This is a genomic window from Mycobacterium sp., from assembly GCF_049280035.1.
GTDB lineage: Bacteria > Actinomycetota > Actinomycetes > Mycobacteriales > Mycobacteriaceae > Mycobacterium.
The window spans coordinates 1-14,595 of the sequence record NZ_JBAPPI010000248.1; the positions used below are offsets into that span (position 1 = coordinate 1).

General features: G+C 64.7%; 14 protein-coding genes and 2 pseudogenes. 6 read left to right on the forward strand and 10 right to left on the reverse strand.

Going from position 1 to position 14,595, the window contains the following annotated elements:
* Positions 1 to 130: 130 nt before the first annotated feature.
* The 4 genes from WAN71_RS07995 to dtd form a co-directional block, all read right to left on the reverse strand.
* Positions 131 to 1,042, reverse strand: coding sequence for a class I SAM-dependent methyltransferase (locus WAN71_RS07995; RefSeq protein WP_422224813.1), 912 nt, complete (start codon positions 1,040 to 1,042; stop codon positions 131 to 133).
* Entirely contained in the window at positions 1,039 to 1,896 is an 858-nt protein-coding gene (locus WAN71_RS08000; protein WP_422224814.1) for a hypothetical protein, read from the reverse strand. Before WAN71_RS08000 ends, WAN71_RS07995 begins: the two co-directional genes overlap by 4 nt.
* A complete protein-coding gene (locus WAN71_RS08005; RefSeq protein WP_422224815.1) occupies positions 1,896 to 2,858 on the reverse strand; it encodes an anti-sigma factor RsbA family regulatory protein in 963 nt (320 codons plus the stop codon). The genes WAN71_RS08000 and WAN71_RS08005 overlap by 1 nt, the downstream gene beginning before the upstream one ends.
* A 98-nt stretch (positions 2,859 to 2,956) precedes the next feature.
* The gene (dtd, locus tag WAN71_RS08010; RefSeq protein WP_422224816.1) at positions 2,957 to 3,388 is read right to left on the reverse strand and encodes a D-aminoacyl-tRNA deacylase; all 432 of its coding nucleotides are present in this window, start codon (positions 3,386 to 3,388) and stop codon (positions 2,957 to 2,959) included.
* A 39-nt stretch (positions 3,389 to 3,427) separates the two neighbouring features.
* On the opposite strand from dtd, the gene WAN71_RS08015 reads away from it, so the two are divergent.
* Positions 3,428 to 3,739 (forward strand): MTH1187 family thiamine-binding protein, encoded by a 312-nt coding sequence (locus WAN71_RS08015; protein ID WP_422224817.1) that lies wholly within the window; start codon positions 3,428 to 3,430, stop codon positions 3,737 to 3,739.
* On the opposite strand, the gene WAN71_RS08020 is transcribed toward WAN71_RS08015, so the two are convergent.
* Positions 3,736 to 4,242: a macro domain-containing protein gene (locus WAN71_RS08020; RefSeq protein WP_422224818.1), complete on the reverse strand. Its 507-nt coding sequence runs from the start codon at positions 4,240 to 4,242 to the stop codon at positions 3,736 to 3,738. The genes WAN71_RS08015 and WAN71_RS08020 overlap by 4 nt on opposite strands.
* 28 nt (positions 4,243 to 4,270) lie before the next feature.
* Between WAN71_RS08020 and WAN71_RS08025 the strand changes: the two genes are divergently transcribed.
* Positions 4,271 to 5,551, forward strand: coding sequence for a competence/damage-inducible protein A (locus WAN71_RS08025; RefSeq protein ID WP_422224825.1), 1,281 nt, complete (start codon positions 4,271 to 4,273; stop codon positions 5,549 to 5,551).
* Positions 5,552 to 5,618: 67 nt separating this feature from the next.
* Here WAN71_RS08025 and WAN71_RS08030 read toward each other — a convergent pair whose 3' ends face one another.
* The gene (locus WAN71_RS08030) at positions 5,619 to 6,851 is read right to left on the reverse strand and encodes an integrase catalytic domain-containing protein (RefSeq protein ID WP_422224826.1); all 1,233 of its coding nucleotides are present in this window, start codon (positions 6,849 to 6,851) and stop codon (positions 5,619 to 5,621) included.
* A gap of 152 nt (positions 6,852 to 7,003) precedes the next feature.
* On the opposite strand from WAN71_RS08030, the gene WAN71_RS08035 reads away from it, so the two are divergent.
* Positions 7,004 to 8,464 carry an HNH endonuclease signature motif containing protein gene (locus WAN71_RS08035; protein ID WP_422224819.1) on the forward strand — a complete coding sequence of 487 codons (1,461 nt, stop codon included), beginning with the start codon at positions 7,004 to 7,006 and terminating at the stop codon, positions 8,462 to 8,464.
* A 36-nt stretch (positions 8,465 to 8,500) separates the two neighbouring features.
* On the opposite strand, the gene WAN71_RS08040 is transcribed toward WAN71_RS08035, so the two are convergent.
* Both WAN71_RS08040 and WAN71_RS08045 read right to left on the reverse strand, forming a co-directional pair.
* Positions 8,501 to 9,784, reverse strand: coding sequence for an MFS transporter (locus WAN71_RS08040; RefSeq protein WP_422224820.1), 1,284 nt, complete (start codon positions 9,782 to 9,784; stop codon positions 8,501 to 8,503).
* A gap of 51 nt (positions 9,785 to 9,835) precedes the next feature.
* Positions 9,836 to 9,991: pseudogene (locus WAN71_RS08045) on the reverse strand (alpha/beta hydrolase); the annotation flags it as partial.
* Positions 9,992 to 10,116: 125 nt separating this feature from the next.
* On the opposite strand from WAN71_RS08045, the gene WAN71_RS08050 reads away from it, so the two are divergent.
* On the forward strand, positions 10,117 to 11,184 hold the full coding sequence (locus WAN71_RS08050; protein ID WP_422224821.1) for an amidohydrolase family protein: 1,068 nt from the start codon (positions 10,117 to 10,119) through the stop codon (positions 11,182 to 11,184).
* Positions 11,185 to 11,201: 17 nt separating this feature from the next.
* On the opposite strand, the gene WAN71_RS08055 is transcribed toward WAN71_RS08050, so the two are convergent.
* The gene (locus WAN71_RS08055) at positions 11,202 to 11,951 is read right to left on the reverse strand and encodes an enoyl-CoA hydratase/isomerase family protein (protein WP_422224822.1); all 750 of its coding nucleotides are present in this window, start codon (positions 11,949 to 11,951) and stop codon (positions 11,202 to 11,204) included.
* Between the two features lie 238 nt (positions 11,952 to 12,189).
* On the opposite strand from WAN71_RS08055, the gene WAN71_RS08060 reads away from it, so the two are divergent.
* Positions 12,190 to 12,765 (forward strand): XRE family transcriptional regulator, encoded by a 576-nt coding sequence (locus WAN71_RS08060; protein WP_422224823.1) that lies wholly within the window; start codon positions 12,190 to 12,192, stop codon positions 12,763 to 12,765.
* Position 12,766: 1 nt separating this feature from the next.
* On the opposite strand, the gene WAN71_RS08065 is transcribed toward WAN71_RS08060, so the two are convergent.
* Complete coding sequence (locus WAN71_RS08065; protein ID WP_422224824.1) at positions 12,767 to 13,984, reverse strand: acyl-CoA dehydrogenase family protein; 1,218 nt, start codon at positions 13,982 to 13,984, stop codon at positions 12,767 to 12,769.
* Between the two features lie 129 nt (positions 13,985 to 14,113).
* Between WAN71_RS08065 and WAN71_RS08070 the strand changes: the two are divergent.
* A pseudogene (locus WAN71_RS08070) lies at positions 14,114 to 14,595 on the forward strand (hypothetical protein); the annotation flags it as partial.

A 14,595-nucleotide genomic window follows, 5' to 3' on the forward strand; every position in this document is an offset into this window, starting at 1 on the left:
AGTGGGAGCACCCACATGGTTATTGCGTTCATGGGTCTCACCTCCTCGCGTGATGTCGCGGTCTCGGGCACGCTACCAACCTGAACCGAATCCCGTCCAATCAATTTCCCGCCCACCGACCCGACCGAGCTCAGCGGGTCGCGGTGATGTATTCCGAGTGCATGATCTTGTCGACGTGCAGGTCGACTTCGGATGGGGTGCGGCCATATTCGGCCTGCAATTCGGGGTTGGTGCGAACGGGGTCAACCGTCCAGCCGTGATCGGCGAGCCAGTCAGCAGGTTTGGTCTTATGCGTGTCGTCGTAGGTCAGCGCGGAGAAATTCACGTCGCCGGACCGGTTGAGACCCGGATAGATCGCTTCCAGCGCGTCGAGCCGGTCCTGGTCCAGGCACGAGCCCAGCGCGCCGATCGCGAGCCGGCTGCCCGGGGCGGAGAGGTCACTGATGCCGGTGAACAGCGTGTCCTGCGCGTCGCTGGTCAAGTAGGGCAAAATCCCCTCCACCGACCACGCAGTGGGGCGTTGCGGGTCAAAACCTGCTGCGCGCAGCGGTATTGACCAGTCCTCGCGCAGATCCGCGGCGACCTCTCCGCGATGGGCGGCGGGCACGGCTGCATGCTCGGCGAGCACGCGCCCTTTGAACTCCAAAACTTTCGGCTGATCGACCTCGAATACTGTTGTGCCACTTGGCCAGTTCAGCCGGTACGTGCGAGAGTCCAAGCCGGCCGCGACGATGACTGCTTGACGGATACCGCGGTCGGCGGCAGAAGAGAAAAATTCGTCGAAGAATCTTGTCTGCACCCCGTACTTCCGGGGGAAGACCGTCGCCCCCTCAGACGTTCCCGGGTCGGCAAGCAGGCCGGTCAGATACGGGTCCGCCGAAGCGGTGATGAAATGCTTCGCGTAGTCATCTCGCACCAACGGGTGCGCACTCAGGGCGTGTAGGGCACGCCATCCGGCGACCAGCAACGCGGTGTAGCCGACGCTACTGACGATGTCCCACTCGTCGTCGTCGGAGCGGATCGATTTGTCCGGTGTGGTCATTGGCCCTCCACCCGATGGAACACATATGACCCGACGGTGATCACCCGGTCCTCGGCGCCCTCGTCGCGCATGACGGTGCGCACCGCGACCGTCCCGCGCGCACCGGCCAGCGGCTCGGCTTCGATCCGGAACGGGCCGGTCTTGCCGCGCGCGACGAACATCACGTGCGACGACGCGCCCTGTAGCCGGTCGGTGCCTGCGACCTCCGCGGCTCGCTGGAGCGCCGCGGTCTCCAGGACGACGAATTGCGGTCCGATGTGTAGTGCGGCGTCCGGTGACGCTACCTCGGCAGCCAATTCCGGTAGCGCCCAGTGCCCGTCGGGGCGGGGGTGTCCGCCGAACACCTGCCAGAGCGGCGGCAAGTCGGGGGAGTCGATCACCTCGATGGGTTCGACGGCCATTCGGCCGAGCCCTTCGGGCGGCGTGCCGATGCTGATGCCCTGGCCCTCGGTCAGCGCGAGCACCCGGGCCGGCCGATCGGCGTCGACGATGCGTGAGCGGCTGAAGCCCATCTGGCGACCGCGTTTCACCTGTTCGGTCGTCACTTCGAAACGGCGCACGTCTCGGCCTGGGTCGAGTACCTGGCACGAATGGATGACCGGATTCGGCACCGCCTCCAGATCCGACATGCCGCCGCCTTCCGGGGAGGCGATGCCGAGCACGGCCAGCAGGATGCCGCCGGTCGTGTTGCGCATGTCGTGGCGCAGCGTGACGGTGTCGTCTACCGGGCCTAAGTCCATCGACGCATAACTGCGACCGATGTAGCGGTAACTCAACAGCCCGCCCCAGCGCCGGCGAAGCTCGGCGGCGTAGGCGTCCGGCTCGCTGGCCAGCTCACGAATGTCTCGCGGCATCATGGCCCCTCTCGCAGGCGAAGGTAAGCCTGGATCGTCGTCCCGTCAGCAGTGGTGTGAGTGCGCACCAGGTCTGCCACCGCGTTGACCACATACAGCCCGTGCCCGCGATCGCTATCGCTGCCGTACGGTCGCCGCCCGGCGAGCGGATCGCCGAGGCAGCCATCGTCGCGCGCTTCGCAGACCACATGGCCATCTTGCCGCCACAGCGCAAGCCGGCACGTCCCGCCCACGTGCGTCAGGCTCGCAGTTGTCAGCTCACTGGCGATCAATTGCAGGTCTGCGGTCTGGTCCGGGGACAGGCCGAACCACTGCGCGTACGCGCCGGCGAAAGCCCGTGCGCCAGCGAGATCGCCGAGTTTCCGCGCCGTGTACCTGACTGCGGTCGGGTCGCTCAACAGCGGTTGGTTGTAATGGGCCAGCATCGCCTCCGGGGCGTATGCCGCGTTGTTGTGGTCGAGAATTCCGTTCTGCCACAGCACCGGATGGGTGCGACGGGCGTCGGCGATGACCTCGGGATCAAGCTGAGAGGCGTCATATGGGCAGAGCACCGTGACGTCCCGGCCGGTGAATGCTCGGTTGAGCAGCGCCTCGTGTTCCACGCATGCGGGGTATTCGACTTCAGATCGACTCGGCCAGATCGGTTCGCCGATCACGCGCACCGGTTGATCGCGATGCGTGTCGACAAATCTGCTCAGCAGCTCGCCCAGGATCCGACTGGGGTTGCGACCCACTTCGGTCATGTCGGTCAGGACCACAGCAGCGACCAGCGAGCCTAATCCCTCGGCCAACACCGCCAGATTGCGTGTTGGTACTGCCACCAGTACCCCTTGGTTTGCCGTTACGGCAGCGGAGATAAATGGCAGCAGGTAATCACGGTAATCCTGCTCGGTGCGGTAGAGAAATGCACGGTGCACAAAGCATTCGTCGGAGGCTTCGTGACCACTCTGTGCGTACGTCACGTCAGCCGCTCCACGAACACCGGGGTGCGGCTCGACCCAACGCCGCCTCCAAAGCACGCTAGCGCTCAGCCACCGCAGATGCGGCAATAACCCGTCAATCACAGCTCCAGAAGTACGGTCACCGGGCCGTCATTGATCAATTCGACCCGCATGTGGGCGCCGAACGTGCCGGTTACCACGTCGGCACCCAGCTGCCGCAACTCCTGCGCGAACGCCGCTATCAGCGGCTCGGCGACGGCCCCCGGCGCGGCGGCATTCCATGACGGGCGTCGCCCCTTGGCGGTGTCGGCGTACAACGTGAACTGGCTGACCACCATGATCGGCGCATTGATGTCGGCTGCAGACCGATCGTCGTCGAGAATCCTTAGCTGCCAGAGCTTTTCAGCGAGCCGCTGGGCTTTGCCGATATCGTCGTCATGGGTGACCCCGACGAACGCCAGCAGCCCCTGGCTGTCGGGTTGGATTTCTCCCACGACGTGCTGCTCGACTGACACCGTCGCCGATGAGACCCGTTGCACCAGAACCCGCATGGGCCCGATGCTGCCATGCGCCGCGAGTAGGGTCGTGTTGTGTCCGTACTGGTCGCATTCTCTGTCACACCGCTGGGCGTGGGCGAAAGCGTCGGTGAGATCGTCGCCGAAGCGGTGCGGGTGGTCCGCGATTCGGGGTTGCCGAACAAGACCGATGCCATGTTTACCGTCGTTGAAGGCGATAGCTGGGACGAGGTGATGGCGGTCGTGCAGCGCGCCGTCGAGGCCGTCAAAGCTCGCTCACCCCGGGTTAGCGTGGTGATCAAGGCGGACTGGCGCTCTGGCGTCATTGACGCGCTGAGCCGCAAAACCGAATCAGTCGAGCGTTTTTTGCGCACTCCGGAGGCTTAGCCGCCGATCGCTGCGCGAAATGCTTCTTCGGCGGCGTCGCCGTGCACCGCGAACACCACGCGCTCAAGCGAACGCGGCTGGTGCTCGCGCACCGCGTCGACCATCAGCCGGGCCGCCTGGTCCAACGGGAAGCCGCCAACTCCGGTACCGAAAGCCACTAAAGCCAATGAGCGGCAACCTAATTCGTCGCCCACATCCAGCGTCGAGCGGGTGGCCCGCGCAATGATGTCAGCCGACGTTTCTAGTCTCCGGGGCCCGCCAAGCTCCATCGTGGCGGCGTGGATCACATAGCGGGCCGGCATCTGGCCGGCCGTGGTCGCGACCGCTTCGCCAAGGCCGATCGGCGCCTTCTCGTCCGACTCGCGCTGCACGGCCGGGCCGCCGGCCCGGGAGATGGCTGCGGCCACCCCGCCGCCATGCCGAAGCTCGGTGTTGGCCGCGTTCGTGATCGCATCCACCTCGAGCTTGGTCACGTCAGCCGCAAGTACCTCTAACTCGATCATCGGTCCATTCTCCTCCGCGCCTAGTGTCATAGCGGTGAGCGCACGCGCGGGCATTGTCGTCACCGGGACCGAGGTGTTGACCGGTCGGGTAACCGACCGCAACGGTCCATGGATCGCCGACCGGTTACTCGAGTTGGGCGTCGAGCTCGCCCACATCACCATCTGCGGTGACCGCGAAGCAGACATCGAGGCGCAGTTGCGTTTCCTGGCAGCCGAGGGCGTCGACCTGATTGTGACCAGCGGCGGGTTGGGGCCGACCGCCGACGATATGACGGTTGCGACCGTGGCGCGGTTCTGCGAACGCGAACTGGTGCTGGACACCGAGCTGGAGGCCAAGATCGCGGCGATCTTGAAGAAGTTGATGGCTCGCATCGACGGCGGCGATTTCGAGGCGGTGCGCGCCGCCAACCGCAAGCAAGCCATGATCCCGGCCGGGGCGCTGGTGATCGATCCGGTGGGGACCGCGCCGGGTGTTGTCGTTCCCGGCAAGCCGGCCGTCGTGGTGCTACCCGGTCCACCCCGCGAACTGCAGCCGATGTGGCCGATCGCCGTCCAGACACCCGCCGTCCAGGCAGCCATCGCCGGCCGGACGATCTACCGCCAGGACACCGTGCGCATGTTCGGATTAGCGGAGTCCGGCCTGGCCGAGACCCTGCGCGACGCCGAGCAGCGGCTGCCCGATTTCGGATCCCTCGAGATCACCACCTGCTTGCGGCGCGGGGAGCTCGAGATAGTGACCCGTTACGAGCCCGACGCCGCCGGCGTGTACAGCCAACTGGTGCAATTGCTGCGCGAGCGGCACGGGCAGCACATCTATTCCGAGGACGGCTCCAAGGTCGATGATCAAGTAGCACAGTTGTTGACCGGCCGCCGGATTGCGACGGCGGAGTCTTGCACCGGCGGACTGCTGGCGGCACGGCTTACCGAGCGGCCGGGTTCGTCGGCCTACCTCGCTGGCGGTCTGGTTGCTTATGCCAACGAGGCGAAAACCGAGTTGCTCGGCGTCGATGCAACGTTGATCCAAGCGCACGGCGCGGTGTCCGAGCCGGTCGCCGAGGCGATGGCAGCCGGTGCGCTGCAACGCTTTGCGGCCGACACCGCGGTAGCGATCACCGGGATCGCCGGTCCGGACGGGGGAACAGCGGACAAGCCGGTGGGCACAGTCTGCTTCACCGTGGCGCTGGCCGACGGCGGGTCGTCGACTCGAACGCTTCGACTGCCTGGCAACCGCGCCGACGTCCGGGAGCGGTCCACCACGGTGGCGATGCATCTGCTGCGCCGAGCGCTCAGCGGTATCGACAGCTCATAACGCAGCGTTCTCCACAGTCGGCAGTTCATCCACAAGCTGTCGATCAGGCAGATCGTATTGCCTCATGTCAAGATGCGCGCGAAGGCCGATTCGTTGCCTCATATGAACGTGCGCGCTTAGGGACGGGGGCTTTGTTCGCGGGTCCGGTTTTGCTGGTGGCCATTTTGAGTAGCCGGGCGGTCAGGGCTTGGATCTGGCGTTGAGTGGCGGCGGGGTTGATGCGGGCGTGGGCTGTGGCCAGGCCTACTATGCGGCCCTCGGTCATGGTTGGGTGATTGATCGCGCGGTGAAACGGGGTGGTCGCGGTGTCGTATTTCTTGGATACCTTGGCGCCCTCGCGGACCTTGGACAGCAGCTTTTGCTGGGGGTAGAAGTAGTTGGTGAGTTTGGACTGCAGCTGCCAAATTTCGTTGAGTAGCAACAATTCTGCTGCGGTGTCATACCGGTGGTAGCCGACCATGGTGCGGACCACCGCCCAGTTTTTCTGTTCGACGTGGCAGCCGTCGTTCTTGTTGGCCGGCCGCGCGCGGGTGAAGGTGATCTGGTGCTTTTCGCACCATTGCAGCAAGTGGACGTTGATGAATTCCGATCCGTTGTCAGAGTCCACCCCCAGGATCGGGAACGGCATCTTGTAGGCGATGTCATTCAGCGCGGCCAAGACGCATTTAGCGGCTTTGCTGAGCACCGAGCGGTTCTCGGTCCAGCCGGTGGCGATGTCGGTGACCGTCAGCGTGAACGCGAACTGGCCGGCGGTGTTGCCGCCGTCGTGGGAGACCAGATCGATCTCGACGAACCCGGGTTGAGCGTCGTCCCAGTCGGCCCAGGTGCGCACCGGGATCTGGCGTTTGAGCAGCGATCCCGGCTTGGTGGCGACACGCCCCTTGAGCTGCTGTGTGCGCCGTTGGGGAGCCAGCCGACGATCGATGGTGGCCGCCGACATCGACACCAACAACGCCGCGGTCTCCTCATCGATAACCAGCTCCCCAAAATGGCGCAACACCGCCACCAGTTCGCCCAACATCGGCGCCAGCCGCTTGCCGGCCGGCATGCCCAGCACCGTCCAGCACACCGTCAGCGCGGCAATGACATCGGGCCCGTACTTCGGTGGCCGCGGACTTCTCGGTGATACCAATTTGGGCTGCACCGCCGTGGTGAGCGCCTTGCGGGCATGGCTACGGTGCCAGCGCGCAGTGGCGCACAACTCATCGAGAATCATGCCCTTTGTCCGCTTGTCCGCCAGCAAGTAGCGAATCGCGATCGTCTCGGTCACTGCCCTGCGCTCGGCCAATGTCAACCCCATCATGTGGGCCTACTGGGGTCATAGCTGACCGATCAGGTAGGCGCGCCGCACGCGCGCATTTTCGATGAGGCAACGAAGCACCATTTCGCGCGCATTCTCGACGAGTCAACGCGCAGATGTCGATGTCGGACCGCCGTGGCATAATCGAAAGTATGTTCGAAGTTCGACTGCCGGACATCGAGGCGCTGGGCGGCCTCGACGACGCGGGCCTGGTGGACACGATGCGCGACGCGGCGCGGATGGAGTCGGCTGCCACCGCGCGCAAGTTCGCCGCCGCGGCTCGGCTCTATCATCGGCGGCTGGCTGAACAAGGCGACGACCGCGAGCAGTGGTGCATCGACGGTTGGGAGCAGGTGGCCGCCGAAGTGGCCGCCGCGCAGGGGATCAGTCGCGGCCGGGCGGCCGGCCAACTTCGGTACGGCCTGGCATTGGCGGAGCGCTTGCCGAAACTCGGCGCCTTGTTCGCCGTCGGCGATGTGGACTTTCGGGTGATCTCGGCGGTGGTGTTCCGCACCGAGCTGATGATCGACGACGCCGCGCTGACCCGGCTGGATGGCTGGCTGGCCCGCAACGCGTCGCGCTGGGGCCGACGGTCCTACCGACAGATCGTTGAAGTCCTCGACTATTGGATACAGAAGGTGGAGCCGGTCGCGGTGCGGGTGGCGCGGGAGACCGAAGACAGTCGCCACATCGGCATCTCGCCGCTGCATTCCGGGATGGCCGAGATTTGGGGCGACGTTCGGGCACCTGATGCGGTGGCTTTCGACCGACGGCTCGATGAATTGGCTGCCACGGTGTGTCCGGGCGATCCGCGCACCAAAGCCCAGCGCCGCGCCGACGCGTTGTCGGCCCTGGCGGCGCGGGCCACCGCGATGCCGTGCGCCTGCGGTTCGCCGGAGTGTCCGGCGGCCAACCAGGACGCCACCGTCGGGGATGTCATCATCCATGTGTTGGCCGAAGCTGCCACCGTCAGCGGCGATTCGACCGCTCCCGGTTATGTGCCGGGCTTCGGCGGCTTGTCCGCGCAGGCGGTGGGACAGCTGGCCGCATCGGCCAAGCTGCGGCCGGTGCTTCACCCCAAGGACTCTGCTCCCGAGCCGCGGTATCGGCCCTCGGCGGCGTTGGCCGATTTTATCCGCTGCCGCGACCTGAGCTGCCGGTTCCCTGGTTGCGACCGCCCGGCTGCCTACGCCGACATCGACCACACCGTGCCCTGGCCGCTAGGCCCGACCCATCCGTCAAACCTCAAGCTGCTCTGTAGGATTCACCATTTGCTGAAGACGTTCTACAGCGGGCCCAACGGCTGGCGAGATCGCCAAGAACCTGACGGCACGGTGATCTGGACCTCACCGACGGGCCACAGTTACACCACGAAACCCGGTGGGGCTGTGTTGTTTCCCGTGTTAGCCGTTCCGACCGGCACGCTGGCGTTGCCGACGTCGACGCCGCCAGACACCGGCAACCGCGGACTGATGATGCCGGCCCGTCGACGAACCAGGGCCGCCGACCGCGCCGCCCGCAACAACTGGGAACGCGGAATCAACGAGGCGCGCATCGCCGCAGCCCGAGAGGCCGCCCGGATCGCGGCATGCAACGACCCGCCACCCTTCTAAGCTTCGGCTGCAGATCAGTCGGGCCATCGCCAGAGGCTAGTTCACGTCGCCGACAGCAGCGTCGTCAATCGTCGCGATGACGCCGCTTTGCTTGGTGCCGAAGCGGATTCCGGTCGCGTCCCTGCCGATCGCCGTCAAAAGGGCGACGGCGATCAGTACCGGCACAATCGTCGCGGCTAATGCGAAGGGATAGCCGTGAGTAGCGGCCAGTCGCTCTTGGATCGGCAAGTTGAACGCCGCCAAAAGATTCCCCAACTGGTAGGTGACCCCGGGGTAGAAGCCCCGGATGGCATCCGGCGACATCTCCGTCAGATGCGCCGGAATGACACCCCACGCGCCCTGCACGACGAGTTGCATCAGAAACGAGCCGAGGCACAGCATCGCCGCGGTGTGCGAGAAGGCGAACAGCGGCACGATCGGTAGCCCCAACACCGCACAGAACACCACGGTGTGGCGACGACCGAATCTCTGGGACAGCGTGCCGAAGAACAGTCCGCCGACGATCGCGCCGACGTTGTAGATCACCACGATCCACTTCGCTGTCGTGCTAGGCAGCGCAGCGCCACCGTTGTGGGCGGCCGACAGAAAGGTCGGGTAGACATCCTGGGTGCCGTGGCTCATCCAATTGAAGGCGGCCATCAGCAGCACCAGATAGACGAACCGGCGGACGATCGCGGCGTCGCGCAACACATCGCGGATCCTGGTGTGGGTCAGCCGCATTCGGTGCTGTTCGGCCTCCCACACTTCGGACTCCTTCACCCGGTACCGGATGATCAGGCTGACCAGCGCCGGGATCACGCTCAGCCCGAACAGCCAGCGCCACGACAACCCGAGTCGGTCCATCACCAACAGCGACGCCAACGTTGCGAGCAGATAGCCGAATGCGTAGCCCTCTTGCAACAGGCCGGAGAAGAAGCCGCGTCGCTCGGCAGGAACCTTCTCCATCGCGAGCGCGGCGCCCAGACCCCACTCACCGCCCATCCCGACGCCGTATAGCAGTCGCAGGATTACCAGCACAGTGAAATTCGGTGCGAACGCACACAGGAAACCGACCAGGGAATAGAACGTCACGTCGACCATCAGCGGTAGCCGCCGGCCCACCCGGTCGGCCCACAGCCCGAACAACAAGGCGCCCACCGGGCGCATCAACAGGGTGGCGGTTGTCAAGAACGCGACTTCGGTTCTGGTGTGGTGGAAGGTCTTCGCGATATCCGCATAGACCAGCACAACGAGGAAGTAATCGAAGGCGTCCATCGTCCAACCCAGCAGCGCGGCAATGAACGAGTTGCGCTGGTCGGCGGTGAGCGGTTTTCCAGGCACCTGCACCGTCTATCACACCGCCGGCTTCCGCGTGACGTGCACCGAATGAAATCAGATCTTTTCGATGCTGTCCCAGAGCTCGACCATGGTGTGCAGAATTTCCTCGGCGCGGCCCAACCCGGCGAGATGGCTTTCACCGGGCAGGTGATACAACTCCGCGTCGGGCAGCCTGTCGACGACGTGTTGGCCATGCGCGAACGGGACGATGGCCTTGAATTCGGGCCGGACCAGCAGCGCCCGGTCGACGACCGGTGGCCAATCCGGCCTCCTGCGGTTTTCAGGCCGGTAGGGTTTCGTGCGACAACCCGGTGCTCTGTGGACTGGAGTGACGCATGCAAATCATCGATGCCGACGGACACGTCGCCGAAAACCCATCGCTGGCGATCGAGGCCATGAAGCGATGGCCACATCGCGTCACGGCCAGCGCCGACGGGAAACCGAGGTTGGTCATCGAAGGCCGCAACTATCCCGAAGACAGCGGTCCGGGCGCCGGCTGCCCGCCCGAGCACGGGATCAGCAAGGCCTCCGACATCAACTGCAGGTCGGTCGAGGGTGTATTGGGCGACGCCGATCGCGATCAGATCAACACCATGGTGCTGTATCCCAGCTTGGGGCTGTGCGCGCCCAGCCTCGAGGACCCCGAGTTCGCCGCCGGGTTCGCACGCCTCTACAACCAGTGGATCGCGGATTTCTGCGCCCCGGCCAGCGGCCGGCTTCGCGGCGTCGCGGTGACCCCGATCGAGCACGGGCAGGCGGCGATCGACGTCATGCGGGAGGCGAAAGATCTCGGACTGGTGGCCACCCTCGTCCCGCCGGCGCTCAAGACGCGCAACCTCGACCACCCCGACCTCGACCCGTTTTACGCTGCAGCGGTCGAGCTCGAAATGCCGCTTGGCATTCACGGCGCGCCCGGTATCCATCTGCCGAAGATCGGCGTCGATCGCTTCACCAACTACATCCAGGTGCACTGCATCAGCTTTCCGTTCGACCAGATGACGGCGATGACCGCGATGGTCTCTGGCGGCGTCTTCGATCGGCATCCAGGATTGCGGGTGGCCTTCCTCGAGGCGGGTGTGGGCTGGGTGCCGTTCTTCATCGACCGCCTGCACGAGCATTTCGAGAAGCGTGGCGACTGGATCGAGCGTGGCTGGCAACGCGACCCGCAAGAGTACGTGCAGGCCGGCAACATCTTCGTGACGTGTGAGCCGGAGGAGCCGATCTTGCCCGGCGTCATCGATGTGCTCGGCGACGACTTCATCATGTTCGCCAGCGACTATCCGCATTGGGACGGCGAATGGCCCGAGAGCACCAAGCACCTGCGCACCCGCCCCGATATCAGCGAAGCCACTCGGGCGAAAATCGGCGGGTTGAACGCGCAGCGCTTCTACGGTCTCAACTGAAGCGGTCAGCTAGGCAGTCAGCGCGCCTGCCATTTCGGAGGTCGTTTTTCGGCGAAGGCGCGCGGACCTTCTTTGGCATCCTCGGTCGCGAAAATGCGGTCGCTGTGCCGGGTTTCGTTGGCGTACGCAGATTCCAGATCAAGGGCCAGACCCTCGACAGCCGATTGCTTGGTCGCTGAGGTGGCAAGCGGCGCGTTGGCCGCGATTCGCTCGGCGTAGTCATAGGCAGTTTCCATCAGCTGGTCCGCCGACACCACGCGATTGATCAGCCCCATGGCGAGCGCGCGCTCGGCGTCCACCATGTCCGCGGTCAACAGCAATTCCATCGCAAACGCGTAGGGCAACTGGCGAGGCAGCCGCACCGTGCTGCCGCCGCCGGTGAACAATCCGCGCTTCGGCTCCATCACGGCGAATCGTGCCTCGGGCACGGCGACGCGAATATCGGTGGAAGTCAACATTTCGAATCCGCCCGCCACGCAGACACCGTTGACGGCGGCGACGATCGGCTTGTAGATCGGAAACTGATGCAGGACAGCATGAATAGCGTCGGTTTTGTTCCATCCGGCGGGCTGGGGTAAGTCCCCGATCAACTCTGGAATGAACTTTTTGAGATCCGCGCCGGTGCAAAAATCGCGGCCAACGCCGGTGATAACGCCAACCCACGCATCGGCATCATCGCGAAAGGCGGCCCAAGCGTGGGCAAGATCGCGGAAATGCGCCATGTCGAGCGAGTTACGCGTCTCGGGTCTGTTGATCGTGATCGTCACGATGCGACCGTCCCGCAGGTAGTCGATGCTCACCGCGTCCTTCGAGATTTGCAGTCGCTATCTTTGCAATGATAGTAAATCACCTCGGCTGCTCGGTGACCAGCGCGGTACCGGCGCCTTTGGCACTCCCGGAGGTCGGACTGCCAGGTGAAGGTGCGAGCACTATCGTTATGCGGATCGACGCCGTTACCGATACCCGTCGACCCGAGCTGGACACCATTCACAGAATTGAGGGGCCATGGCCGAATTCGATCCACATGAAGGTGAAGCGCAAACCATTGTCAGTCTGGCTGAGGCGGCGATGCACATGTACCGCGCTGCCATCGATTCTCTGCCGTTCCCTGAGGACAAGAAGTTTCAGAAACGCGCCGAGGTGGTTCTCACCGGCATGCGGAAGCTTCGCGCGGCGCTAACGGAGGCGGCAAGCCACAGCAGGCCGAGCCCCACCGTCATGATGGCGCTCAGCGATGTGCGCAGGCGCTACGACGATCTGATGGAGCGTGCCACGGACGCCCCCGGAGCAACTCTGGGCCAACAGCTATACACCGCACGCATCCACGCGAAGTTGTCGGCGCACGAGGCGGCCAACGGAATGGGACTTCGATCAGATCTGCCGGACGAACTCGAATTCGGGGCGGCTCCGACCGACCAGGAGACGCCGCTGGTTCAACAGCTGATTGCCGCGATCCGCGCGGTGGCAGGTTTAGAGGACCTCGAGCACCCACTGCCACCCGCCGGAGAGAACCTGAACGGCTGGGAGGAAGCGCTGGTCGTGAACGGCGCCGGCGAAGAGGCTAACGCGGCAGCTCACTAGCTCAACGAATCGTCAGACCGGTCAGCGCCCTGGCGATGACAAGCCGCTGAATCTCGCTGGTGCCTTCAAAGATGGTGAAGATCTTGGCATCCCGGTGCATCCGCTCGACCGGATAATCGCGGGTGTAGCCGTTGCCGCCGAGGATTTGGATTGCTTCATCGGTGACGTACACCGCGGTCTCGCTGGCATACAACTTCGCCATTGAGCCCTCCGCTGAGGTGAATGGCTTGTCATTTCGTTGCATCCAGCTGGCCCGCCAGACCAGCATTCGCGATGCGTCGATGCGGCTTTTCATGTCGGCCAGCTTGAACGCGATGGCTTGGAATTCGGCGATCTTCCGCCCGAACTGTTCGCGCTGGCGAGAGTATTCCAGCGCGTACTCGTAAGCGGCGCGCGCGATGCCCAACGCCATCGCACCGACCACTGGGCGGGTGCGCTCAAACGTCATCATCGCCGCCTGGCTGGATGTGCGATGTCCTTCCCGAATTTTGGCGATCCGGCGTTCGAAACGCTCTCTGCCGCCGAGGATTAACTCACCAGGAAGCCCGACATCATCGAGCACCACCTCAGCCGTATGGGATGCCCGGATACCGTGCTTCTTGAACTTTTGTCCCTGGGACAAGCCCTTGGTGCCGGGAGGCACGATGAACGTCGCCTGCCCCCGAGTGCCCAACTCGGGCTCCACCGACGCCACCACCACATGGACATTGGCGATTCCGCCGTTGGTAGCCCACGTCTTGGTGCCGTTGAGCACCCACTCGTCGGCGGCTTCGTCATACCTTGCCCTGGTGCGGACGGCTCCCACGTCGGAACCGGCACCGGGTTCAGACGAGCAGAACGCCGCCAGCTTGGGGTCGCCCGGGGTGCCGAACATCTGCGGCAGCCACTCGCCGAGTTGTTGCGGGGTCCCGTTGGCGGCCAGTGCGGCCGCCGCAAGCCCGGTGGCCATGATCGACATCGCAATCCCGGCGTCACCCCAGAACATTTCCTCGAACACCGTCGGCATGCCCAGACCGCTGGATTCGGCCGCCATCTGGCCGAATAGGTCGGGGGTGTAGAGCCCGACCTTGGCAGCCTCTTGGATGATCGGCCACGGGGTTTCTTCCCGCTCGTCCCACTCCGCGGCCGCCGGCCGGATAACCGACTCGGCAAATTCATGCACCCAGTCACGGACGTGGACCACTTCCTCCGACAGGTCCATCGAAAACGTGGCGTCCATCAGCGCTCCCATCAGTGATTTCGGCCGCACAGTCTTGCCGTGCTGTCGGCCGATACCTACAGTAAACGCTTGTGCACTGAGTGAACAAATCAGCAGCTCAGCGGCAATTCGAACTTCTGAGAGGCACACATGCAGCGCAGCGATATCCGAGCGGTCGGCGATCTGGCGGGGGAGGCGTCGTCATTGGCGACGACTCTGGTGCGCGAGATGCACGCCGGGATCGCCGGCCGGGTCTTCGGTTCAATCGGGCCACCGGCAGCACCGACAAGAGTGCTCCATGACGGGTTCACCCGCGCGATCTACGGCGGTGTGGACCGAGGCATCCGCGGTGCAACCCAAGCCGTCGGTGCGGTTGCCGCAGAAATCTGGGGGAGCGACACCCACGAAGCTCTCGAATCGCGCACCGGGTCGGCCGCAGTCATCGCCGCGGTCAACGGCTTGTATGGGGACGAGTTGACTGAGCGCGACAACCCGCTTGCGGGCGCGATGGTCATCCGGCACCGCGGCAAACCCGTTGAGCCGACGGCCGACGCGATTGCGGCTGCATTCCCGACGGCCACCGATCGGGTCGTGGTGTTCCTGCACGGCTGGTGTCTTACCGAGCGGTCATG

Excerpts from the sequence above, each read along its gene's own strand:
- WAN71_RS07995 (WP_422224813.1), bottom strand. The coding sequence starts at position 1,042 with ATGACCACACCGGACAAATCGATCCGCTCCGACGACGACGAGTGGGAC.
- WAN71_RS08000 (WP_422224814.1), bottom strand. The coding sequence starts at position 1,896 with ATGCCGCGAGACATTCGTGAGCTGGCCAGCGAGCCGGACGCCTACGCC.
- dtd (WP_422224816.1), bottom strand. The coding sequence starts at position 3,388 with ATGCGGGTTCTGGTGCAACGGGTCTCATCGGCGACGGTGTCAGTCGAG.
- WAN71_RS08020 (WP_422224818.1), bottom strand. The coding sequence starts at position 4,242 with ATGATCGAGTTAGAGGTACTTGCGGCTGACGTGACCAAGCTCGAGGTG.
- WAN71_RS08030 (WP_422224826.1), bottom strand. The coding sequence starts at position 6,851 with ATGGGGTTGACATTGGCCGAGCGCAGGGCAGTGACCGAGACGATCGCG.
- WAN71_RS08035 (WP_422224819.1), top strand. The coding sequence starts at position 7,004 with ATGTTCGAAGTTCGACTGCCGGACATCGAGGCGCTGGGCGGCCTCGAC.
- WAN71_RS08050 (WP_422224821.1), top strand. The coding sequence starts at position 10,117 with ATGCAAATCATCGATGCCGACGGACACGTCGCCGAAAACCCATCGCTG.
- WAN71_RS08060 (WP_422224823.1), top strand. The coding sequence starts at position 12,190 with ATGGCCGAATTCGATCCACATGAAGGTGAAGCGCAAACCATTGTCAGT.
- WAN71_RS08065 (WP_422224824.1), bottom strand. The coding sequence starts at position 13,984 with ATGGACGCCACGTTTTCGATGGACCTGTCGGAGGAAGTGGTCCACGTC.